The 24,836-nt window shown below is 45.7% G+C and carries 16 protein-coding genes; 8 read left to right on the plus strand and 8 right to left on the minus strand.

Going from position 1 to position 24,836, the window contains the following annotated elements; all coding sequences use genetic code 11:
* Positions 1 to 26: 26 nt before the first annotated feature.
* Complete coding sequence (locus AC438_RS02795) at positions 27 to 1,910, minus strand: DUF885 domain-containing protein (RefSeq protein ID WP_053979828.1); 1,884 nt, start codon at positions 1,908 to 1,910, stop codon at positions 27 to 29.
* Between the two features lie 464 nt (positions 1,911 to 2,374).
* Here AC438_RS02795 and AC438_RS02800 point away from each other — a divergent pair, with 464 nt between their 5' ends.
* The 3 genes from AC438_RS02800 to AC438_RS02810 all read left to right on the plus strand — a co-directional run bounded on the left by AC438_RS02800 (position 2,375) and on the right by AC438_RS02810 (position 6,150).
* Positions 2,375 to 2,860, plus strand: coding sequence for an FKBP-type peptidyl-prolyl cis-trans isomerase (locus AC438_RS02800; protein ID WP_053979758.1), 486 nt, complete (start codon positions 2,375 to 2,377; stop codon positions 2,858 to 2,860).
* A 65-nt stretch (positions 2,861 to 2,925) separates the two neighbouring features.
* Positions 2,926 to 4,398: a GGDEF domain-containing protein gene (locus AC438_RS02805; protein ID WP_082353903.1), complete on the plus strand. Its 1,473-nt coding sequence runs from the start codon at positions 2,926 to 2,928 to the stop codon at positions 4,396 to 4,398.
* A 174-nt stretch (positions 4,399 to 4,572) separates the two neighbouring features.
* Complete coding sequence (locus AC438_RS02810) at positions 4,573 to 6,150, plus strand: protein adenylyltransferase SelO (protein ID WP_053979829.1); 1,578 nt, start codon at positions 4,573 to 4,575, stop codon at positions 6,148 to 6,150.
* Between the two features lie 137 nt (positions 6,151 to 6,287).
* On the opposite strand, the gene AC438_RS02815 is transcribed toward AC438_RS02810, so the two are convergent.
* Positions 6,288 to 9,380 carry a carbohydrate-binding protein gene (locus tag AC438_RS02815; protein WP_053979760.1) on the minus strand — a complete coding sequence of 1,031 codons (3,093 nt, stop codon included), beginning with the start codon at positions 9,378 to 9,380 and terminating at the stop codon, positions 6,288 to 6,290.
* A 1,356-nt stretch (positions 9,381 to 10,736) separates the two neighbouring features.
* Here AC438_RS02815 and AC438_RS02820 point away from each other — a divergent pair.
* Entirely contained in the window at positions 10,737 to 14,108 is a 3,372-nt protein-coding gene (locus AC438_RS02820; protein ID WP_162230683.1) for a malectin domain-containing carbohydrate-binding protein, read from the plus strand.
* Positions 14,109 to 14,542: 434 nt separating this feature from the next.
* Here AC438_RS02820 and phoR read toward each other — a convergent pair whose 3' ends face one another.
* The 3 genes from phoR to ubiA all read right to left on the minus strand — a co-directional run bounded on the left by phoR (position 14,543) and on the right by ubiA (position 17,665).
* Positions 14,543 to 15,856, minus strand: coding sequence for a phosphate regulon sensor histidine kinase PhoR (phoR, locus tag AC438_RS02825; protein ID WP_053979762.1), 1,314 nt, complete (start codon positions 15,854 to 15,856; stop codon positions 14,543 to 14,545).
* A 20-nt stretch (positions 15,857 to 15,876) separates the two neighbouring features.
* Positions 15,877 to 16,584, minus strand: a complete 708-nt coding sequence (gene phoB, locus AC438_RS02830; protein WP_053979763.1) for a phosphate regulon transcriptional regulator PhoB — start codon at positions 16,582 to 16,584, stop codon at positions 15,877 to 15,879.
* Between the two features lie 163 nt (positions 16,585 to 16,747).
* Positions 16,748 to 17,665 (minus strand): 4-hydroxybenzoate octaprenyltransferase, encoded by a 918-nt coding sequence (ubiA, locus tag AC438_RS02835; RefSeq protein WP_053979830.1) that lies wholly within the window; start codon positions 17,663 to 17,665, stop codon positions 16,748 to 16,750.
* Between the two features lie 457 nt (positions 17,666 to 18,122).
* On the opposite strand from ubiA, the gene AC438_RS02840 reads away from it, so the two are divergent.
* The gene (locus tag AC438_RS02840) at positions 18,123 to 18,413 is read left to right on the plus strand and encodes an HU family DNA-binding protein (RefSeq protein ID WP_053979764.1); all 291 of its coding nucleotides are present in this window, start codon (positions 18,123 to 18,125) and stop codon (positions 18,411 to 18,413) included.
* Entirely contained in the window at positions 18,406 to 19,707 is a 1,302-nt protein-coding gene (locus AC438_RS02845) for a dicarboxylate/amino acid:cation symporter (protein WP_053979765.1), read from the plus strand. Before AC438_RS02840 ends, AC438_RS02845 begins: the two co-directional genes overlap by 8 nt.
* A gap of 481 nt (positions 19,708 to 20,188) precedes the next feature.
* Here AC438_RS02845 and AC438_RS02850 read toward each other — a convergent pair whose 3' ends face one another.
* From AC438_RS02850 to AC438_RS02860, 3 genes are all read right to left on the minus strand, one after another.
* Complete coding sequence (locus tag AC438_RS02850) at positions 20,189 to 20,764, minus strand: YggT family protein (RefSeq protein ID WP_053979766.1); 576 nt, start codon at positions 20,762 to 20,764, stop codon at positions 20,189 to 20,191.
* 72 nt (positions 20,765 to 20,836) lie between these two features.
* Positions 20,837 to 21,643, minus strand: coding sequence for a pyrroline-5-carboxylate reductase (gene proC, locus AC438_RS02855; RefSeq protein WP_202904692.1), 807 nt, complete (start codon positions 21,641 to 21,643; stop codon positions 20,837 to 20,839).
* A gap of 77 nt (positions 21,644 to 21,720) precedes the next feature.
* Positions 21,721 to 22,413, minus strand: a complete 693-nt coding sequence (locus AC438_RS02860) for a YggS family pyridoxal phosphate-dependent enzyme (protein WP_053979768.1) — start codon at positions 22,411 to 22,413, stop codon at positions 21,721 to 21,723.
* A 137-nt stretch (positions 22,414 to 22,550) separates the two neighbouring features.
* Between AC438_RS02860 and AC438_RS02865 the strand changes: the two genes are divergently transcribed.
* Positions 22,551 to 23,585 carry a type IV pilus twitching motility protein PilT gene (locus AC438_RS02865; RefSeq protein ID WP_053979769.1) on the plus strand — a complete coding sequence of 345 codons (1,035 nt, stop codon included), beginning with the start codon at positions 22,551 to 22,553 and terminating at the stop codon, positions 23,583 to 23,585.
* 87 nt (positions 23,586 to 23,672) lie between these two features.
* Positions 23,673 to 24,815: a PilT/PilU family type 4a pilus ATPase gene (locus AC438_RS02870; protein WP_053979770.1), complete on the plus strand. Its 1,143-nt coding sequence runs from the start codon at positions 23,673 to 23,675 to the stop codon at positions 24,813 to 24,815.
* Positions 24,816 to 24,836 lie beyond the last annotated feature (21 nt).

Below are 24,836 nucleotides of genomic sequence, written 5' to 3' on the forward strand. Positions count from 1 at the left end.
GCTTTTTTTTGGGCGTTATGCCAGTATTACTTTTGTGAAGCAATCCAAGTTTTGACTTTGCGTTCTAGCATACTCATCGGAAGTGCACCGCCGTCTAAGATAGTGTCGTGGAAAGCGCGAATATCAAACTTATCCCCTAACTCTTTCTCGGCTAATTGACGTAATTGCTGAATGCGTATCATGCCAATTTTATAGGTGGTTGCTTGACCTGGAATCACTAAATAACGGCGAATCTCGGCTTCAATGGCTGCAAGGGGTGCCGGTGAGTTAGATGAGAAATAATCAACGGCTTGTTGCTGGCTCCAACCTTTATGATGCATGCCCGTATCGACGACTAAGCGGATGGCGCGCCAAATTTCGCTGCCTAAACGGCCAAAATCTGAATAGACGTTTTCAAAGGTGCCGGGCATTTCGCGTGCAAGTGCCTCTGAATATAACGCCCAGCCTTCGGCATAGGCGGTAAAGCCTGCTTGTGTTCGGAAGGTGGGAATACCGGTGAGCTCTTGTGCAATTGAAATTTGCATGTGATGACCTGGTAAGCCTTCATGGTATGCAATTACTTCTAGCTCATTTTTTGGCATGGCTTTCATGTCAGATAAATGCGCATAATAAATGCCTGGGCGAGAGCCGTCGGGTGTGCCTGAGTAATAATGCTGTGGCGCACCATCTTGTTCACGGAATGACTCGACACGCCTAACTTCTAAATCGGCTTTGGGTAAAATACCAAAGTAGTTGGGTAGTTCTTTTTTGATGTTATCAATGGCGGCGGTTGCCTCGTCGATATAGCCTTGGCGGCCAGCGTCATCGTTGGTAAAGTAAAAGCGCTCATCATCGCGGCTGTCACGAATATAAGCAAAAAATTCTTGTAGCGTACCTTTAAAACCTGATTTGCTTTTCAGTTTTTCCATCTCACCACGCAGGCGCTTGACTTCGCTTAAGCCGAGTTCATGAATTTCATCGGCAGTCATATCGGTGGTGGTTTTTGATTTTAATAAATACGCATAATAAGCATCGCCATTAGGTAATGCTGAAACACCTACGGCTTGCACCGGTGTGTTTTTAATATCCGCTTCTAAGTGCGCAATTAAGCGCTGGTATGCAGGCTGGAAGTCTTTAGTTAAAGCCGCTTTTGCTGATGCGAGGTAGGCTTTTGCTTGCGTTTGGCTAATGGTTTTCGCCTCGACTAACGCAGCAACTTTTTCTTTGGCGTTAGCCCACAGTGATGAGTCTTTATCGCTGCTGTCAAAAGGCTGGCCTGAGATAATATCTTTGGCTTCTTTCGTTACAATCTCAAAAGCAAAGCGCGGGGGACGTACACCAGCTTGAGCATTGAGTTGAGCTTGCTCTATCAGTTGATCCATCGCGCGGCCAATTTGCGATAAACGCGATACGTAGGCATCCATATCACTAGCGCTTTCAACGTTATGAAAGCTCATCATTAAGGTGGGTAAAAAAGAGTGGACACCTTGCATTTGTTCAAAAATATAATGATTGCGGATGAATTTTTCACCTGCTGCATCATCTTCGTATTGTAGCGCCCATAAATCATACGATAATTTGCCGTCGCTGGTTAATTTTTCACGATCAAATTTACGGCGCATTTCTTCAACGGATTTACGCTTCCATTCAAGGCGTTGTTTATGACCGGCTTCGCTCATATCGTCGATTTCACCGTAGCGCTCTTTACGGCCTTGAAAAGTGAGGGCTATGGGGCTTTGCAATAGCTCGGTTTCGTATTGAGCTTCGAACCACGCATTCATTTTTTGTGTTTCAGTGTTCATAGCGGCAACAGCCGATGTGGCTGCGGGTTGAGCGGTTTCAGAGGCAAGCGCGTTAAGCTTGCTGGATTCTTGAGTACTGCATGCAGGCAATGCTAAAGCAATAAACAAGGAAAGAGGGAGGCGATGCATAATACTAACCTTATTACAAAGTAAGAGTGAATTTTGTCGTGGTTTATCAGTGGGCCATAGTATCTCTTTGCGTGACAGCATCGCAAGTTTTGTCACTATTGAACATGACTGGCGTATTGTTGCCTGTGGCTGTCTATTGCGTGCCTTTTTGCCCATCAGCCATTGCTCATCAGCCATATCGACCACGGGTAACAGCTCAACTTTGGTGAGCGGCCGAGCCATTGCGTTAATAGGATCAACAGCCTTCAATTATTGCCAGTGCTTGCGCGGGTTGTATCAATATTGATCATGATAGGTTGTCTTGCACCATGATGGGTCGTATCGAGATAGGTGGCTTAGGATGAGTATTATTGGAGCACGTTTTTTGCGTCATATCCTGACGCTTATGCAGTATTCCATTAGCCCCGCATTCAAACAATCGTTATACTCCGCACTTTTTTTACGGGGTTGCCCGAAGGTTTGTAATGAAAATTCAAAAAGATACAGTAGCAACAATAACCTACAAACTCAGTGAGGCGGGTGGCCCGCTTTTAGAAGCTAGTGATGATGCGATTCCTATGGCCTATCTTCACGGCCATAATAACATTATTGCCGGTTTAGAAGAGGCCTTAGAGGGTCTGGAAACTGGCCATGAAACGAGTGTGACATTGGCTCCTGAAAACGCTTACGGCCCTGTGCACGCCAATGCCGAGCAAAAAGTGCCGGTTAAGCACTTGGTGGGCAAGCATAAACGTTTACTGCCCGGTATGTTTGTTAAGGTCAATACCGATAATGGCACCCGTGATGCGCGCGTTGTTAAAGCGGGTAAGTTCATGGTAACACTCGACACCAATCATCCTTTTGCGGGTAAGACCTTGGTTTTTGATGTGGTTGTGCGAGATGTTCGCGAGGCAACCCCTGATGAAATTGCTCACGGGCATGCGCATGGTTTAGGTGGGCATAATCACTAAGGTTGTTATTGTATGCAAATTGCTGCTTTTTTTAGTGGGTGTGCTGTTCAGGTTTTATTCGGCTAATGCGAATACATCAAGCACTGAGTGACTATATTAAGCCGACTTTTCGGATGGTTGTACGAGTGTGTCATTGCATTATTGATGCGTGGCGTCATAGTGCTTCGCTCTTAAAAAGCAGCGCATGGAGATTAGCGCGCAAAATGATGTGTGGCGTGGCGGTGTTGCCGATGCCCTCATGGCTGGGGGTGCGGCTGCTGGCTGTTGTATTGAGTATTATTACTGTGTGTTGTATTCAGTACTTGCCTAATCAGACTCGCAAGCTGCACTTTAACTCAAATAATCAATATTTATTATTTGCCGACGGTCACCGCGATGGTACAAGTCAGGCTACGTGGCTGGATGATTATAGCTTTTCACGTTTCAAGTGTTCTCTCAGTAAAGCAGAGGATGCATGGTGTGGCTGGTCGGTATTATGGCCCAGTGAACCCGATGGCTTGCTCGATTTTTCGGCTTATCATAGCTTACGCGTTAGGCTTAAGTATGTGGGCGAGGCAAAAAGGCTGCGCATATACGCCCGTAATTATCATGAAGCCTATGGCGATTTGATTGCCAGCGATCCTAATAAATTTCAATCGGTTACTATTTATACGCACGAATTTAATGAGGTGGTTGATATTCCGCTGAGTGAATTTGTGGTGGCCGATTGGTGGGTGACTCGCTTTAATATTCCTAGGCAACATGTGGCCCCTGATTTTTCGGCGGTGCAAATGTTGGCCATTGATTTTCCGCAACCGGGGGTTGCGGGTGATCATGTCATGGAGGTGCTCAGCATTGAGTTAGTGGGGGAGTGGGTATCTAAAGAGAGCGCATATTTAGCGTTATTGGTCTTGTGGCTTTTGGTATTGGCTGCCGAAGGTGGCTATCGCTACTATTTAATGAATATTAAAGTAGAGCGTGCCAGAGCGCGAGCGCTCACGCTAGAAAGCTATGCTCGAGAGTTGAGAACACAAACCTCTATTTATAAAAAACTTTCAGGGGTTGACCCGTTAACAGGCGCTTATAATCGCGCGGGTGTTAAGCCTTTACTCAAAAAAAGCTTTGATAATAATCGTCGGACTGATCATGACCGAGGCGTTGTGATGGTGATTGATATTGATCATTTTAAGCGGGTGAACGATACCTATGGTCACAGTGTTGGTGACGCAGTCATTAAGCATGTGGCCTACGTTATTACCGATGCCATTCGTGCGAGTGACTTATTTGCGCGCTGGGGAGGGGAGGAGTTTTTGCTCATTTGCCCAGGCGTTAACCGAACTACGGCAGCGGTGATTGGTGAAAAACTACGCCAAGCGATCTGCGAGAAGCGCTATGATGCAAACGTACCTGCGGTCACGGTAAGTCTAGGCATTACACTGATTCGCCATGACGACACGTTTAATCAGGCGTTTGACCGCGCCGATCAAGCGTTGTATCAAGCTAAGCGATCCGGGCGCAATCGCGTGGTTTTTTTTGAATTTGATGAGACCGTGGCTTAGTGGGTTGCTTACTTGGTCGTTGTGAAAGCTGCGCAGCTGAGGGCGCAGAAAGCCAGTCTATTGGATAAAGTATTGCTGCCTCGCCCCTAAAGCGAGCGCTAGGCATTAAAGCCATTGCAGTTGGCCCTCACTCACGCCATTATGCGTAGGTTTATTGATTGGGTCGTGCTTGTTATGTCTTTGCCTCAAATTACATCTCCTTTTACGTTTCAAAATACCTATGCAGCCTTGGGTGAGTCGTTTGCTGTTCCGACGTTACCGACCCCGGTAGCAGCGCCTCACTGGCTGGCCTTTAATGCCCCCTTAAGTGCCGAGCTTGGCGTCAATATGACTGTCGCCGTACAAGAGGCACTACTGCCGGCTTTAGCGGGCAATGCGCTGCTTGCTGGTAGTACGCCGGTTGCGCAGGCTTATGCAGGGCATCAATTTGGTCATTTTAATCCACAGCTTGGCGATGGCCGCGCGATTTTGCTTGGTGAAATTATAACCCCACAGGGTTTGCGCAAAGACATTCAATTAAAAGGCGCTGGTATGACGCCTTTTTCTCGCAGTGGCGATGGCCGTGCGGCATTGGGGCCTGTCGTGCGCGAATACCTTTTAAGCGAAGCGATGCATGCGCTAGGCATTAAAACAACACGTGCATTAGCTGCGGTTGTTACCGGCCAACCAGTCTATCGCGAGACGCCTTTACCAGGTGCCATATTGACGCGTGTTGCATCAAGCCATATTCGCATAGGAACGTTTGAGTACTTTGCGCGTCGTGGTGAAATAACGCAGGTCAAGCGATTAAGTGATCACGTCATTGCGCGTCACTATCGTGAATGTGCCAAAGCACAGGCTCCTTACAAGGCACTGTTTGAGGCCGTAATGGCGGCGCAAATCGACTTGGTTGCCCGTTGGATGCAGGTGGGCTTTATTCATGGCGTGATGAATACCGATAACATGAGCATTGCTGGTGAAACTATTGATTACGGTCCCTGTGCCTTTATGGACAGCTACGATCCAGCGACTCAATACAGTGCCATTGATGTGCGTGGGCGCTACGCCTTTGGTCATCAAAAATCGATTTTACAATGGAATTTAGCGCGTTTTGCCGAGTGTTTATTGCGGCTAATCGACGAGGATGTTGATGTTTCTGTGGCTTATGCCGAACAAGCATTGGCTGGCTTTAGTGAGCAATTTGATGCGGTCTATTTTGGTTTGATGGCTAAAAAAATAGGCTTGCAGTCGCGTGCGGTGGCTGAGCCTATAGTGATCGCGTTGCTAGCCTTGTTAGAGACGTTACACATCGATTACACGTTAGCATTTCGCCAGCTAGGGCAAGTTTTGTTAATGGGGACTAATGAGCCATTTTTGCAATTACTTAATGACCACTCACAAACCGGGCAGCCCGAGCAACAACAAGAAGTGATCGCTTGGTTAGAGCGCTGGAAAAGTGCACTTGCTGAGCAAGGCGATAGCGTTGACGCGAGTGCTGATGGAAATACGGCTGCTAATGCGGCGCTCGTGCAGGGTATGCAGCAGGTGAACCCTGCGATTATTCCGCGCAATCATCAAGTTGAGGCTGTGATTACCGAAGCTGTGGCTGTACAGCAAAATATGACAGCCAGCACGCCAGCGTGCTACCCCAAATTTGAGGCATTGCGTCATGCATTGAAAACCCCTTATGATTCGGTTCATGAATCCAGTGATTTAGCGCAACCCCCAACACGCGCCGAGCAGCGCAGCTATAAAACATTTTGTGGTACGTAATGTGGCTGGGTATTAAGGAATAACGTCTAAGGGTGAAGAGGGGTGTCATCACACTTTGCTGTGGATCGATCGAGCATGGCTGGCATTGTTAGAAAGGCCCCAGACGAGGCCTTTCTAACAAGCTTGTTATTGAAACATTAATGGCCTATTTCCAGTATCCCCCAGACTTCTAAATTGTTGACTACAAACGTTGTATCGCCTGCGGCGTTTGTTGAAGTCATGACGTTAGTCTTGCTTCCGTCAGGTAAAAGAAATTTCACCGTTTTAACCGGGGTGGGGAAATACGTTTTAGGAATTGTTATTTCTAGACCATCTAAGGTTGGTGTAACACCGTCTTTAAAGGGCCTATTAACTAAATGAATAACATAAGGTGCTTTGGCATTGGTTTCGTGAATACGAGACACTGCAGAGACGACCTCATTAGCCAGTTGTCCATTATGCTTCACCGTTAAGTGGGTGTCTTGATAATTCCCACGCTGGCCTATGTGCACAACTTTGTCTTTATACTCATCGAGTACGGCTTTTTGTTTTTCTGTTAAGTATTGCAAGTCACCGTCATAAAATATGATATCAAATTGCCCAAAGTCTTCTTTACGAGGTACAACTGGGTAGCCTTTGTCACCAAAAACGAGTAGGTCAAAGTTAATATTATCCTCGGTGAGAAGTTTCACGCTTGACTGAAGCTGATTACCGCCATCGATAAAGCCAGCTTTCATAGATGAATACATAGCATGCACAAGACCCGCCTTTGAGTAAGACGTATAATCATCAAATAAACGTTCGTTGGCGCGAATAAATTGATAAATGTCACGATAGTTTTCAGCACCGGGTGACCAGACACCACTGCCGCCTATCCATACGTTAGCTGGGATAGAGAATATACCGCCATAAGCGTAAGCTTGCGCCACCCAGCCACGACCAAATCGAGGAGCATCTTTTTCTTTAAGCTCTGCAAACTCCCAAGGATAAGGGAAGTAGGCCAGTGTTTTGCCTACTGCCTGAGCCCCTTTTAAATGTACAAGAATATTCGTTGGTAATTGCGCAACAGATGTTCTAGCACCCAAGTTGAGCTCGTTCGCCAAAAAGGTAATATTTTTGTTAAATAAATATCCTCGCGATTCAAATAAATGCGTGCTGGCACCAATTTCGATATTAGGCTGTTTTTGGCGAATGTAATCTAATACTTCTCCAAATTTTTGATTCCATACATCACGATTGAAGTAAATAAAATCTTCTAATAACGGTATATCACCAGAGAGGGTATCGGCGGCATTACTAAACGATTTATGTGTTACACCAGCACTGAGTAAGTGTTGCTTATAATCGAAGGTATTAATATTGCTAATACCTAAATCAGCTAATTGCGCTGCATTGTATTTTTTCGCAAGCCATGCGCGGAAATTTTTGATAGCGTAGGGCGAAAAGTCGCCGCCAAACGTACGCATATCCGTTGTGCGTGTTGAGCTGGTTTGCGAATCAAACATTAATTTATCAGGATTTGCTTTTAAAATTTGATCAACCTGTGACTTCATAAACGGAATAAAGGCAGGGCTGTGATTACTGAGCCAGTTATTGTTGTACCCGTTATGGCTTAAGTAGCCCATGAATGTCATACGAACAGTACGATCATCGAGTGTCTGAACGTAGTGGGGTTGGGGGTTAGTGGTGTATTCGGTAAACCAGCCATAACCCCAGTCAAACTCGCCGCGGGCGGTATATTCGAATCCTTCTTTTTGAAAGTCATCAACGACCTTAACGGCCCAGTCCATGATGACAGTCTCATCATAAAACTCATGTTCGGGTGGGTGGCCCCAAAAGGCACCTGTTGCACCAAAATCGTCAAAGCCTTCTAAGTTGCGATTCTGTGGATAGGTATACCAAACATCTGATTTTAATACTTTTTTATTTTTAGGCGTATTCAGTGGTTTTTGTAAGTACATGACTGATGTATTTGGCCCTTGAATATCAGCCTCTACATACTCGCCTGGTTTGTAATGACGCTCAGGAACGCTAGTAATATCACCAACGCGAGTGATACGGACATTATCACCACTCCACTGCCAGTCAGAGCCGCCAATAGCTTCCACGCGCAGAGTGGCTGGGCCTGCACTATCAACAACAAAATAACCACCCTCGAGAGCTATTTCTTTGGACACTTCCCAGCTGCCGGTTTCTGAAAAATAGCCCCAAGCAACAGGCTCACCATTTAAATCAATACGTGCGCCATAGCTACCTTTACTCTCGGCAGCTATTGTAATGAAAGCTTTGTAAGTGCCAGGACTTTCAAAGGTCACCTTGTATTCACCCCAGTCCCCGTTAGTGACCCAGTTAACGGCTGTCGCTCCGGCATTAAAACCATCAAATTTATCACCACCCACGCGGCCAATGGTGCCTGTTTGTGTAAACTCTTCAAGCTCAATCAGCAAGTCACCTTCTTTGGGTGCATTTGGGTTGCCAACAGGCTCTTCTGAAGAGCTAAAGATGTTGTCTGCCAACTGGCTGGGATGTAAGAATTTTGTACCGCCATCGATATCGATACCAAAACCAATACCTTCAACAGGTCCGCTGCCGCCATCTTTGTTACCAATGCGCAATTCAAAGGTATGCGCGCCCGGGGTTAAGTTAAGGTCTGCAGTCGATGTGCTGTTTTCCCAGCTGTCATCGCTCATAACTAACTTGCCATCTATGTAAACACGGATACTATCATCCATATTTTCATAAAATGAAATATGTCCATCGGCGTCATAGATAATGCCGGTAAAAATCTTGGTCGTATTGCCTTTGATTTTATCTTCGGTTTGTTTGAGGTCAGTGGTGCGCTCCCAATTGGGGTTGGGGGTCGATTCGTTAATTTCACCGTCGACTTCACCGTATAATAGGCCTGGGTACTTACCTATACTGGGGGTGCTTGAACCTCCATTTTGCTCGCTCGAACAGCCCTTTATATCTACGGAGGTATTGGGTTTAGTATTGGGGCATTGATCAGTGGCATCACTGACCCCGTCATTATCACTGTCAGAATCGGGAGGTATTACTACCGCGCAGCCTTTTGCATCAACGGTTGTCCCTACCGGAGTCGCCGGGCATTGGTCGATGCTATCACTCACGCCGTCATTATCACTATCAATAACAGGAGTCGGGTCGGGGTCGGGGGTCGGATCTGGGCTGGCATTACAGCCAATCAGCAGTGAGCTACTGATCAGATAAGCGGGTAGTATAAATTTATTCATTAGACATTTCTCATTTTATCATTCGTTGAGGGGATGTGAGTGAGATTATTAATAAAATATCCTTTTAAGTTTTACATCGACTGCTGTGCTTTATCTTCAAAGCACCTGGAGACAGTGGTTGAATGTTTCACAAAAGTTAATCTCAATAAGCCGAAAACGACGGCTTCAGCCTTGAGTGTATTTCTATTTTAGAGGGGCTAAGGACGATAAAAGAACGCTTAGAGTGTGAAGCCTTAGACAATTTATTGAATGGCTCACTTATGCGTGAATATTCACAAAAGGTGGGTATCTAAAACGTCGTTAATACAAGGGTTTACTCTATTGTTCCCATATCTGTGCTGAGATCCCGATACAGGCGAAATAAATAAAGTTTCTTTACTTAGTCGCTTTTCTTACGGTATTGGTGTGCTTGAGGTCTGTTTTTTTGGTGTTATCGAGTAAAAAAATAAAGTTAAGACGTAGAGAAAATAGCGCTGAGAGGCTTATGCAGCATCGGTTTGGCGCTTATAAGCGCGCTCAAAGCTCGTTGATACTCAGAATCCCTACAGTATCAAGCGCCCTATCAGGCGAGGCTCATCAGTTGGGCTTAATAGTCACAGCGATTTTTATTGAGCCCTCAAAAACTAAAGCCTTCTATTTGTTGAGGGTCAGGGATGATTGTTGATACAAGCTGTCTGTTCAAAGTATTGAAATCATCGAGCACACGACGTTGGAGGGAGATGATTGTTTTACTTATCTACGTATATAAAGAACAAAGAGTACGTAATGTTTTTTCTGCGCGCCCCTCATGCTGTTCATTAGTGCTTAATCGGGTGGCTCTGTTGTTATTGAGTGGATGTTTGATGGTGCAAAAATAGGTTGTATTGTGTGAGCGTTAAGATCAAAGTGCTAAAACACCCTTTTGCAGCTTCAGCCTTGTTGATTATTTTTTGTTGTACTGAGTGACTCGTCTTGGGCTCACTGACGCCGTTAAAATATGGCTAGCCATCTTAATAAAGATAGTTTGTTTTATTGTGCCTGCGTGAGGCCGTATATTGGGACACCCCTCATAATCAGGGAGACCCTTGTCACATAAGGCTTTCGAGTACCCATGTTTTTGGCGCGTATAGTTGCAAGTGGGCTTTCATGCCAACTGGTAACTACGTCACATTTCTTTAGTACTTTTAGTCTGTTCAGATCGCTAGAGTATAAATCCCTTGAATTCAATAACTGGCAATTTATGTCGCTTAGTTACCTGATTTTATGGGTTATTTTGGGTGATCTTATGCGTTTAGGCGGGATCTAATAAAGTTCAAATGAGTGTTTAGAGTGAAAAGATAACTGAGAGTATTATCGCTCTATCAAAGGTGTATGTTTATGTGCGGTCCCATAAAAATAAAGCTATTTGAATGGCTTGTGTATCTCGGCGTAATGATCTTGCTGTCGGCTTGTATAGGTCAACCTAATGGCAATAGCTCCTTACCAGAGACTTCATCGAGTAATACAACTGCTAGCAGTGCAGATTCCAGCGATCAAAATATCAACTCTTCTCGTGAGTCCTCGAGCGCCTCTTCAGTTGTTCAGAGTTCTAGCATCGATCGAGTGAGCTCCAGCAGCGCACGATCAAGTCATCAGTCATCGATAGTCAGTTCATCTTCTCGCTCATCCTCGGTACCAGAGGTGATACATGCGATTAATGCAGGCGGTAAAGCTTTTGTGGCAGTCGATGGAACTGCGTTTAAAGCCGATCAATTTTATTTTGGCGGCACTGTCAGCACCACGCAAGATACGATTGCAAATACATTCGATGACATGCTGTTTCAAAGTGCCCGCTGGGGGAAGTACCGTTATGCATTACCTGTTGCTAAGGGTGTTTATAAGGTGGTCCTTTACCTTAATGAAGATTTTCACACTCAACCTGGCGCACGTATCATGTCTATTATGGCCGAAGGATTACCTGTTATTAGGCAAATGGATTTATATGCGGCGGCAGGGCATGATACGGCGTTGGTTGTTGAGCAAGACGGCGTTGGCGTAAACGATGGTTATTTAGATCTTACGCTAGATGCGAGCGTGAATAATGCGATCATTTCGGGTGTTGTTGTGATAGCGTCTAACGCTGAGGCTATTGAACCGCCTCAAAGCTCTTCTAGTGCTACTAACTCTTCTAGTGCTTCTACGTCATCAGTGTCGCCTGGTATGACGACCGCTCAAAAAAATGGGCTATGGAATACAGCATCTACTTGGAGCAATGGTCTACCCAATGCGACTAAACGAGCCATTATTCCGCAGAACCGCACAGTAACAATCCGGGGCGGCCATTTGAAAGCCAAAGGCGTTGTCGTCCAAGGGGTATTGGATGTGGATGAATCTGCAAAGACTAATACTTCATTGAGTACTGATTGGGTTCATGTTAATTCTAAGGGCACCTTTAAGATTGGCAGTCAGAGTAACCCTTACGATGAAAGTAAGTTTACGCTTACTTTAACAGGCTCTGATCCTTTGGCTAACTGGGAAATAGAGACGGCAAAGGGGTTTGCTCAAGTCAATGAAAACAATGGTTTTATTATGGCGGTAGGTGGTGGGAGTTTACAGTTCTTTGGGCAGAATAAACTGACTTATACACGCTTAGCGGCAACCGCCCCTGCTGGCATTAGTGATATTTATGTTCGAAATATAGTGGAGCGTAATTATGACGGGGAATATTCAGCGGCGTCAGATGGTTTATTAAACTGGGCCGTTGGCGATCAAATTGTGATTGCTAGCTCCTCAACAGACTACTCGCATGAAGAGGTGCGGACTATTGTCGCGGTGATGGATCTGGGAAATACCAATACTCAGCTAACACTCAATAAGCCTCTTGAGCACCGCCACTTTGGTGAGATAGAAACCTATGGAGAAGGTGAAAATACGCGGACCATTGATATGAGAGCAGAGGTGGCTATTTTGAATCGTAATGTGAAGATTCAAGGTTTGGCATCTCAGGATACCGATATTCACTTTGGTGACCGCGCCCGTTTTAATGCGGGTATGAGCCAGGGAGTAGGCGGCCACATAATGGTGATGGGCTCGGCGGGACCGATTACGCTTGATAGTGTGCAGCTACATAGAATGGGCCAATCCGGTCGTTTGGGTCGATACCCTATGCACTGGCATGTTGCGGGCAACCGCAAGGGAGATAAGCTGCGTGGAGTGTCGATTACTAACTCTAATAACCGTGGTGTGACAGTCCATGGAACACATAATTTACTGATTCAAGATGTTGTATTACATGACATTCACGGTCACGGTTTTTTTATGGAGGATGCTGTAGAAACAGGTAATACCTACTTGTCTAATATTGCTTTTGGTATTCATAAAGTGGGACGTAGCGAGGCGGTAGGTGATTCAGAACCCGATTTAGAGGATCCCTTTATTGTCGATACACATGATCATGTGGGTCAGAACCCAACACGCTTCTTGAGTTCGGCGGCGTATTGGATGACAAACCCGGATAACACATGGGTTGGCAATATCTCTGCAGGTTCTGAAGGGACTGGCTTTTGGTTCTTGTTTCCCAGATTCCCTATAGGGTTAGCTGCTGATAATCCACAATACACAAACATTAAGCCTGATAAAGTCGATCTAAAAGTCTTTAACTATAATTCGACGCATTCGTCGCCCATTGGTTTGAATGTTGATAGAGGGAGTGATATTGAGGGTGAGGTCGGGGCTGTGCTGCTACCTAATTTTAATGGTAATGAGTATAACCCTGAGGGTAAGGAGCCTCAATTCTCTAACTTTACAGGCTATAAGCATACCGTTGCTCTTTATCATCGTGGCAAAGTAGGTAATTTTTTTAATAGTCGTTTTGCCGATAATTTTAGTAGTACTTTTATTACTTTCACCCAGCGTATTACTAATGCCTTGTATGTAGGGCATAGTCGCGGTAATAGTGATCCAAATCAAATAGTGACAGGTCATACATTTTACGATGGTGCAAACACCTTAGAGGGTACGCATTTTGCCGGTTTCACTGCTGAGAATGCTCATATGTTTCGCACGGCAGCTATTGCAGGGCGCCATACGCACTTTGTTATGAGTCGATCCAGCTATGAAAATGATGGTTCGGCTGACAATATGAGCTTTATTAATGAGACTGGCGGGTCATTTTATGAGCCTCTGGGTAAGTCTGCGCCTTCTGTTATTTACGATAAAGATGGCTCTTTAACGCGTCACGTTGGTGGTAAAGCCGGCTCTACGGTGATTCCTAATCACCCGTATTATTATAATCGCCGAGATATTAAACCTGAAGGCTGGAATGCTCGTCTTTCGGATGACCGTTATGCGCTAATGCGTATGGCAAATGTGGGTGGATCTAAAACCACTTTCAGCGTTACAACACCCGATGGAGATGTTGCGAAGGATAATCCTGGCAGTGGAGAATTTGCTGGCAGTAACGCACTGGTCAAAATTAATGATGGGCAGTACACCGTTAAGTTTCCTGATGGTTTAGAGAGTATTTCGGGCGGGTTTGATATTCAGTTTTATATTCGCACCGGTCCTACCGGGGGCTCAACAATGGTTAAATTTGAAGGTATTGGTAATCAATTTAAAGTCAATAATCGCCCCAAGATTAAAACGCTCAATAATTTGCGTAATGCTACCCAAACATCTTTTGCCCAAGTGGGGAATGATCTTTACGTCAAATTCTTTTCATCAACGGGGAAGTATGGACAGTATGTGAAAACAGAGTTTAGAAAGAAATAGTGTAGCGCTATAGTCACTTCACTGTAGCGAGTCATTCTACTCTAGCAAATCATTCGTGTTAGGCGACTGGGTTAATGCGAATGATATTTGAGTGGCACAATCTTTGCGCTGTTAGTTGGGTCGCGCCATGTTCATTGTGCCGACTCTTCTGGCCAGCCATAAAAGTTGTGAATATGATCACGGAGCACCCAGCCGTTTGCTCGGTAGATAAGACGGTTTTGCCTGTCCTTGATGGCTATGCAAAACGTTTGGCTTTAGGCTTGATCGCCTAGAGGTATATTACTTGTAACAAATGTCTCAGTGGCCATATATGATACCCCTAGGTGTGCGTAAGCGCTGTACGATACTTCTTATACGATACTTGTGTGTGATATCTGTGATATCTGGCCTTGCTGTTTTTAGCTATCGTGATGTATGAATGGATACGTGTCACTTTAGGCACTGCGCTGAATAGGTATTACACTGCGTGCCGGTGGAAAGTAACATGTAAATTCGCTACCGCGACCAGGGGCGCTTTTAATGCGTAGTTCAGCGTTATGGCGCAGGAGTACATGTTTTACAATGGCTAAGCCTAGGCCTGTGCCACCTGAGGTGACCGCTCGTCCTGGGTCGACGCGATAAAAACGCTCAGTTAAACGAGGAATATGTTTTGGGTCTATTCCTTCGCCGTTATCACTCACGCTGATATGGGTGCCGTCTACGCCTTGGCTAACATGGATCAGAATAACGCCTTCTTTTGAGGTGTAATTGATGGCGTTAAAGACGAGGTTCGACACAGCGCTACGCAGTTCTTGCTCACGCCCATAAATGGTAATGTCGTGATCGCCGCTGACACTAATTAAATGCCGTTTATCACCACTAATATGACGTGCATCTTCAGCGATAATATTACTAAGGGCGAAGAGATTAACGGTCTCTTGGCTGTGCTCTTTTTCATCGGTCTCTAAGCGACTGAGGGTAATAAGATCATTGATCAATGAGGTCATACGAGTGGCTTGGCTTTGCATATGCCCAAGCGCTTTGTGCCATACCGGCGGTACATTATCGGCGTCTTCAAGGGTTTCTAGGTAGCCGCGTAATACTGTGAGAGGAGTGCGCAGTTCATGCGATACATTGGCAACAAAATCTTTACGCATGCGCTCAAGCTTACTCAGCCGTGAAATATCGCGTATAACAATAAGGCGCTCGTTCTGGCCAAAGGGGTGAACTAAAAATTCGACCTCTAACTGGTTTTTATGTGCCAGCGTATGATCCAGAGGCTCATTGAAGTCGCCTTTGTCGTAATAGCGAATAAATTTGGGAAAGCGAATGAGGTTGGTGACTTTTTGCCCGAGGTCGATATTTTGGAAGTTAAATAATTCGCCTGCTGCGCGATTCCACCATTCAATATTGCCGCGCGCATCAACCAACACTACGCCGTCACTGAGCGCGGTAGTCATTTCTTGCACGCGATACACAACGGCCTCTAAGCGTAGCTTCTCCTTTTCGTGACGGTTGAACATGAGTTGGACATCATCGGTAATATCTGCCCATACGCCGTGGAGCTCTTCTTCAGGTGGGTGCTTGCGGCGTGCTTGGTTGACCCAACCTTCTAGCTTATAAAGGCGCGTAAAAATCCAGCCAATATAGCCAAAACTAAAACACAGTAAAGCGGCCGTTAGGCCTCCAAGTAGTAATCCTGTGGTAGCAAATACAGCTAGCCAAATACAAAACCACCGAATCTCGGCTCTTAACCCACGACGTAACATAAATACCTATTTCTTTGTGATTACTCGGCTTGGGCGGTCACCTTAGGGGAAAAGCGGTAACCGGCGCCGCGCACAGTTTGAATAAAACGATCGTGACCTTCAAGTGTTAATGCTTTGCGAAGACGACGGATATGCACATCAACGGTGCGTTCTTCGACATACACATTACCGCCCCATACGTGATCGAGCAGCTGATTGCGAGTATAGACACGCTCTTGATGCGTTAAAAAAAACTCCAGTAGGCGATACTCTGTAGGCCCCATTTGTACAGGTTCTTGACTAATCGTGACGCGATGGCTTGAGGGATCAAGGCATAGGCCATCAACAATAATCGGGTCGCCAGTTGAAAGAGTATCTGTACGGCGTAGTACCGCTTTAAGGCGTGCAACGAGTTCGCGAGGCGAAAAAGGTTTGGTGATGTAATCATCGGCGCCGGCTTCAAGGCCTTGAATTTTGTTATCCTCTTCCCCTTTGGCGGTGAGCATAATAATGGGGATTTCGCTGGTGAGCTGATCACGCTTGAGTCTGCGCGCAAGTTCCATACCGCTAGTGCCGGGCATCATCCAATCTAAAATAATCAAATCGGGCTTTTGATCAATGATGATTGCATGGGCATTTTGAGCGTCTTCGGCTTCAAGGCAATTGTACTCTGCCATTTCGAGTGCTACGCGCAACATGTCGCGTATGGGGGCTTCGTCGTCCACGATTAATATTGTTTTGGTTACCATTTCAACTGCCTGTCAGTGCGTGAGTCATTACGTGAGGTTGAGCTTCTTGGGGCATGATTAAATAAACATTTTGTTGCTGTTTTATGACAGCGTTGCAAATGATGTCAGATTTATGACTTTCATGTGGCGCGTTATTGCGATTAAATCGTCATTTTTGGCGCCGTTATACGGTATTTGGCAGCATATAGCTGGTCGCAATGCCGACAAAAATCAGCATGCCAACCCAGTTGTTGTTTAAAAAAGCACTAAAGCATGCCGCCCGTTGGCGTGTGCGAATCAGGCATTGTTGATACACAAAAAGGAGTGCAACACCGGTTAAGCTGAGGTAATACGGCCACTGTAGCGCAAAACTATTACCCACCATGATTAAGACTAGCAATACAAAAACCTGTAGACAGCCCGTAATTATTCGGTCGTTGTCAGCAAATAAAATGGCCGTTGATTTAACGCCGATTTTCAAATCGTCTTCTCGGTCAACCATGGCATAAAAGGTATCGTAAACAATCGTCCAAATAACAACACCAATGTATAGCGTCCACATGGGTTTGGGGAGTGTTTGAGTTATGGCAGCAAAAGCCATAGGAACGGCCCAAGCGAAGGCCGCGCCTAAGACAACCTGTGGCAAGTAGGTGTGGCGCTTCATATATGGGTAAATAGCCGTTAGTGCAGCAGCTCCGGTAGCAGTGAGAATGGTCATAAGATTAGTGAGCGACACCAAGATTAATGCCACTATTAATAAACTCACAAATAACCCCAAGGCAAAGCGCGGGCTGAGCTCGCCATTGACGAGCGGACGATGCTTGGTGCGGCTAACATGACCGTCTATTTTACGGTCGGCGTAATCATTGATGACGCAGCCAGCCGAGCGCATCACAATTGCGCCCACGACAAATACAAACAGTTCAGGCCAAGGGGGAACACCCTCGGCAGCAATCCATAAAGCCCATAATGCCGGCCATAACACCAAAAAAATACCAATGGGTTTATCCAAGCGCATAAGGCGCATACATGCGCTGAGCATTGAGGGCTTTAAGCGGGGCGTTAATTTGGATGACGGTGAGGTTTTGCGGGTGTGGGTCATGAGGGTATCATTTTTATCGGTTGGCTTCTCGCGCTGGCGCACAAGGGTAAGTGCATAATTGTTGGTGCATAATTATAGCCTGCAAAAGCCTATAAGTGCGAAAGGTGTTGGTGCTATCACGGGAACATCACGACAATGAAAACGCTGATAACTTGATATAGCGCGTCGGTGCGTTTAGCCTGTTGCTCTTTTTGGGTGTCTTAAGCCATTGATCAAGGCGGGATAGATTGTTCGATAGGTATAAAAATTTCGATCAAAAGCGTTTGTTTTGTGAGCAAAACTGACGTCTTGTAGACTAACTGAGTGTGTTTTTTGATGTTATTCAGTGATTGTGTTTATGATGCTAAGTGTGTTTTCGGTCGGAGCTGAGGCTTAGGTTACGCTCTTAACGCATGGCCAAGCTTCAAAATCAATTAAGTTTTAAAAATAATAATGAGTGTCAGCCATAGAGGTCGTTATGTTAAAAACAGAGTTAGTGGCTAAGGTGGCGCAGTGTGCGGATCTGACGATACGCCAAGCCGATGAATGCGTTGCCAGTTTTATTGAGCAAATTACCAATGCGCTAGCGCGAGGCGAAAAAGTCAGTTTGATCGGTTTTGGAGTATTTAGCCTTAAATATACAGCCAAGCGACAAGGGCGTAACCCTCAAACGGGAGCTGCCATCACAATAGCCGCGCACAATAAAGCCAGCTTTAAAGCCGGTGAGAAATTTAAAAATGCGGTTAAACAAGGGGTTAACAATGGGTAATTATTCACCACTAAAGTGGGCATTACACTGGCAAATTCTAGCGGCAATAGCGTTAGCGTTATTGATCGGTTTACCATTAGAAGACGATGTCAGTATTGTGGGTATTTCGCTATATAGCGTATTTGATTTTGTAGGGTCGCTTTTTTTACGTGGCCTTAAAATGGTAGTTGTACCGCTGGTATTAGCGTCAATTATTTGCGGGGTTTATGGGCTAGGCAGTGGTGAGCATGTGGGCCGCTTGGGCAGCCGGACTCTTGGGTTTTATTTGTTGTCGAGTTTTTTAGCCATTTGCATTGGCTTGGCAGCGGTGAATATAACACAGCCGGGTATTATTGATGGTGAGCCGGCTCGTGAGCAATTAAATCTCAGTTCGCCGAGTGAGCTTGATGGCGCACTAGAAAAAGTCAACGGTAAAAGTACCGATGACATAGCCGGTGTGTTTTTACGGATGTTACCGACTAACGTAGTCGACGCTGCCGGTGATAGCAATCAGTTGCTGGCTGTGATTGTTTTTGGGGTGTTGTTCGGTTTGTTTATGAGTAAGGCTGCGCCTGCTGGGCGCGATACGTTGGCCAATTTTTGGCAAGGCGTGTTTGATACCATGATGCATATCACCTTGTTTATTATGAAATTTGCGCCTATTGGTGTTTTTGGTTTGGTCGCTAAAACGGCCATGGTGACAGGCTTGCAAAGTTTTGTGCCTTTGGCTGTTTTCTTTTTGACGGTTGTTTTTGCCTTAGGTTTTCATGTGTTTGTGACGATGGCCATTTTACTGAAAACGTTGGGCGGGGTGAATCCCTTACTGCACTACCGCGCCATGTTCCCTGCAATGCTAACGGCTTTTTCGACGGCGAGCTCGTCGGCTACCTTGCCTGTCACGTTAGAGTGCTTGCGTAAAAATGTAGGCGTATCGAATAAGACATCTTCGTTTGTGATTCCGCTGGGGGCAACGGTGAATATGGACGGTACAGCGCTGTATGAGTGCGTGGCGGCCATGTTTATTGCTCAGGCTTACGGTTTGGAGCTGGGTATTGCACAGCAATTATTAATTGTGATGGTAGCACTGCTGACATCGGTGGGCGTGGCAGGTATTCCTTCTGCGAGTTTGGTGGCTATTGCTATTATTTTAGGCTCCATTGGGCTGCCTTTAGAGGGAATTGGGTTGCTGTTAGTGACCGACCGCGTTCTTGATATGTTGCGCACCGCGGTGAATGTCTTTAGTGATAGCTGTTGTGCAGTCATTATGGCCAATTACGAAAATGAGAAAAATCTGTATACCTCTGAGCATGAATAGCAGAGCTTTAATGCTCCGCTAATTTAAAACCATATTTGACATACTCTAAAGCCCATCAATATGCGTGATGCTATATTGATGGGCTTTTTGTTTTTAATGGCTTTTAGCCGCAATGTTACCTTTAATTGTTAGTGCTGGCGATTTTTGGCAAAGGCTTTATCAATAAGCATTAAGCCTAAGCTGGCAGCGGCTAATACCACTAAAAACCCAATCACTGTGACGACTCCAATTGTTGCCTGCATCATAATCAATACCTCTGCTGGTGATGTTAAGTACACGAAACGTTTAAAGTGAAAGCAGTAAGATGAGCTGCGAGAAGCACCTAGCGGTCTTGTGTACGGTTATTCATAGCATGACAGCGAGTGAAATAGGCTTTTTGATGTATAACAATTTTAGCGATACCATTTTTTGTTATACATCAAAATGTGCTAAAGATCTGGCTTACAAGGGTATTAACCGAAGGCGTTATTGGCAGGCGACGTTACAATGGGATACCTAAACTATGGCCTACGCCGGTGATAAAAATACGCAAAATATAAATAATCATCGCAACAGCCATAAACGAAAAATCGAAGCCGCCCATGGGCGGAATCAGTTTTTGCATTGGGCGACATACTGGGTCAATCAGTTGGCGCATGAGGGCTAGGGCATAATTATGACTCTGAGGGGCGATAAAGCTTGCGATAGCGACAATAAACATACTGATCATGTATACACCCAGTAGCATCATAATAATAGCCAGAAATGCCCACACAAATAGTAATCCACCATACAGACCCACGGCATTGCCTTGAATAAGCTGTAGCAGCCCAATTAAAACAATCTGTAGTACAAGGGCTAAGATGACAGCAGCTAAATCAAACCCACCAAAACCAGGAATTGCTTTGCGAAATGGTTTAAGCAGTGGGTTGGTGATTTTGACAATCATTTGCGACAGCGGATTGTAGAAGTCAGCGCGAACGACTTGTAATAAAAAGCGCACTACTACCGCGCCAATGAGTAGTGTGCCTAAGGTATTGACAATAAAAAGAGCAATTTGAACCAGTGTGCCTTGCATGGCGTGTCCTCGTGATGATGTGGTTAAAGGGGTTGTGAAAGCGCAACCTGTCATGGAGCGTTTAACAGGGCTTTAGTTGAGCTCTTTTTCCATTGTTTTGGAACGCTCGGCACAAGCATTCATGGCCGTTGCGACATGTGCGCGTAGCCCTGTTGCTTCAAAACTCAGGATGGCTTGCTCGGTAGTGCCACCTGCTGAGGTGACTTTTTGACGTAGTGTTTTGACATCGTCATCACTATGCTCGGCCAGTAAAGCGGCACCTTTAGCTGTTTGTATGGCCAAATCGCGCGCTACTGAAGGATCCATGCCTTGTGCAATGGCTGCATCAATCATCGACTCTAAAAATAAAAAGAAATAAGCCGGGCCACTACCCGATACAGCAATAACGGTATGCATTAACGCCTCATCTTCTATCCAGTGTGCTCGACCGGCAGCTTGCGCAATAGTGTGAGCGGCTTGCTTTTGTGTCGGGCTAACATGAGTGTTGGCAAAAAGACCTGACACGCCCTCGCCAATTAATGATGGTGTATTGGGCATGCTACGAACGATGGCAACGTGCTTGCCGAGCCAGCGCGCTAAAGCATCGCAAGTAATGCCTGCAGCAACAGAAATCACGAGCTTGTCGCCAATAGACGGTGCAATATGCTCGCACAGCGATGAAAATATAGCGGGTTTAACGGCAAGTATGACAATATCGCAAGCTGCTATAGCGGCTAAGTTATCGCTGGTGACATTGATTTCCAGCGCCCGTAAAGTGCTGAGTGTGGCCTCGCTGCGAGCGGTGGCCCAAATTTGGGCTTTAGGGGTGCCAGCGTTAATGAGCCCGCCAATAATACTCTGCGCCATATTTCCTGCGCCGATAAAACAAATATTACTCATGATTGCCTCAATGTGTAGGTTGTAGGTATGGATATTGTGAATGTAAGGTGGTGACCCAGAGTCGGGGGTTAGCTACTTTATTGCTCGCCATGGTTTGCACCTGTGTGGTGTTGAGGGGCTCTAGGGCCAAAGATGGCAGTGCCCACTCGCACAATCGTGCTGCCTGCGGCAATAGCCTCTTCGATATCACCGCTCATGCCCATTGATAATGTGTGTAAATGATGCTGCTGAGCTAGCGCTTGTAATGCGTCAAAGGCTTTGGCGGGATTGCTTTTGCTCGGTATGGCCATTAAGCCTCGCAAATTAAGATTCGGCAATGCGCGAATACATGCGATGAGTGCATCAAGCTCGGTAGGGGTAATACCGGATTTGCTGCTTTCATCATCAATATTAACTTGAATGCACACTTGTAGCGGCGGTAGGTGGCTGGGGCGCTGCTTATTTAGGCGCTCGGCAATTTTGCAGCGGTCTATACTGTGTACCCAGTGGCTGTACTCGGCAATAACGCGGGTTTTGTTTGATTGAATCGGGCCAATAAAGTGCCAGATAATATCGAGGTGAGCCAGTGCCCGAGCTTTTTGTTCGAGCTCTTGCGCGTAGTTTTCACCAAAATCACGTTGTTGCGCATTGTAGGCTTCTATGAGTGCGCTGGCGGGTTGTGTTTTAGAGACAGCGAGTAATCGTGTGTTATAAGGGTTTATGTTATGTTTTTTCGCAATACCATGAATGCGTGCGCGTATTTGCGCTAGGTTGTGTGAAATGTTCGGCATATACTGGCTGTTTAGCAATTTAGGGGAGGGTGGAGTTAGCTTTTGCAGTTTAACAACCTTTGCTTTAAAGCGCTTACCTCTTATGCGTTATATCTGCCATACGCTTAAATACAATAAAAGAAAACAAGGTCTTAACTATGGATATTACTGAGCTACTGGCGTTTTCGGCCAAGCAAGGCGCCTCTGATTTGCATTTGTCGGCAGGTTTGCCGCCAATGATCCGTGTTGATGGCGATGTCCGCCGGATTAACTTACCCCCGATGGACCATAAGTCTGTGCATGCGCTAATTTATGAAATTATGAACGATAAACAGCGCAAAGACTTTGAAGAGTTCTTGGAGACCGATTTTTCGTTTGAAGTACCGGGTGTTGCCCGTTTTCGTGTCAATGCTTTTAACCATAACCGCGGTGCTGGTGCTGTATTTCGTACGATCCCCTCTAAGGTGTTGAGCATGGAGGAGTTGGGTATGGGACAGGTGTTTCGCGATATTTGCTCGGTACCTCGTGGTTTGGTTTTAGTGACAGGACCGACAGGTTCAGGTAAATCAACAACGCTAGCGGCGATGATTGATTTTATTAATGATAGTAAATACGAGCATATCTTAACCATTGAGGATCCTATCGAATTTGTACATGAGTCTAAGAAGTGTCTGGTTAATCAGCGAGAAGTGCATCGCGATACTCATGGCTTCTCTGAAGCACTGCGCTCGGCTTTGCGCGAAGACCCCGATATCATCTTAGTGGGTGAGATGCGAGATCTAGAGACCATTCGTCTAGCGTTAACTGCAGCCGAAACGGGCCATTTGGTTTTTGGTACGCTGCATACAACCTCTGCGCCGAAAACGATTGACCGGGTGGTCGATGTATTTCCTGCTAACGAAAAGTCAATGGTGCGCTCGATGCTGTCTGAATCATTGCAGGCCGTTATTTCTCAAACGCTGCTTAAGCGTACCGGTGGTGGGCGGGTGGCAGCTCATGAAATCATGCGCGGTACGCCCGCTATTCGTAACTTGATTCGCGAAGATAAAATTGCGCAAATGTATTCATCGATTCAGACGGGTTCTGCTTTGGGTATGCAGACGATGGATCAGTGTCTGGCTGATTTGGTCTCGCGTCGTATTATTAATCGTGATGTGGCCCGCGAAAAAGCAAAAATGCCAGAGAATTTCTAAACTATAAAGTGATGTGTTTGGCGTGCCGATATGATGATGAGCGCGCCAAGCAATGTATTAATAAGCCTTTAAATCAAGAGAGTGACCATGGAAATCGAACGCCTTCTTCAGGTGATGTCGGAAAAGCAAGCTTCCGATTTATTTATTACTGCCGGAGTACCACCTTCTATTAAGGTGCACGGTAAAATAGTTCCTGTGACGACTACGCCGCTCTCACCCGAAAAATCTCGGGAAACGGTTTTAAGCACTATGAATGAAAAGCAGCGTCAGGAGTTTGTCGCAAAAAAAGAGCTTAATTTTGCCATTAGTGCACGCGGTGTTGGCCGCTTTCGTGTGAGTGCATTTTATCAGCGTAATCTTGTGGGTATGGTATTGCGGCGCATCGAAACGAAGATTCCGACAGTGGATGACTTGGGACTGCCTGAAGTCCTTAAAGATTTAGCGATGACCAAACGTGGCTTAGTGATGTTTGTAGGAGCGACAGGTACCGGTAAGTCGACCTCTTTGGCCTCGATGATTGGGCATCGCAATCGCAATTCTAAAGGGCATATTATTTCGATTGAAGACCCAATTGAATTTGTGCATCAGCATCAAGGGTGCGTGATTACCCAGCGTGAAGTCGGCATTGATACCGAGTCGTTTGAGGTCGCGCTCAAAAATACATTGCGCCAAGCGCCTGATGTTATTTTGATTGGTGAGGTCCGTACACGCGAAACCATGGATAATGCAATTGCTTTTGCCGAAACTGGTCATTTGTGCCTATGTACGTTGCATGCCAATAATGCAAACCAAGCGTTAGATCGTATTATTCACTTTTTTCCAGCGGATCGGCATAACCAGTTATGGATGGATTTATCACTTAACCTTAAGGCCATTATTGCACAGCAATTGATTCCTACTCCTGACGGTAACGGTCGCCGCGCTTGTCTTGAAATTTTAATTAATACACCTTTGGCGCAAGATATTATTCGTAAGGGCGAGGTGCATGAGTTAAAAGAACTCATGAAAAAATCAACGGAATTGGGCATGCAAACCTTTGATCAAGCGCTGTATGATTTGTATGATGCAGGTGAAATCACGTATGAAGATGCCTTGTCGCATGCAGATTCGGCAAATGACTTGCGTTTATTGATCAAGTTAGGTTCTGAGTCTGATGCGGAGTATTTATCGAATGCTGCCGATGAACTGTCAATACAAGAAGATGAAAGCAACCGGATGCGTCGTTTTTAATTGTGTAAGGCGGTTAGCATC

The organism is Marinagarivorans algicola (assembly GCF_001292705.1).
Classification (GTDB): domain Bacteria; phylum Pseudomonadota; class Gammaproteobacteria; order Pseudomonadales; family Cellvibrionaceae; genus Marinagarivorans; species Marinagarivorans algicola.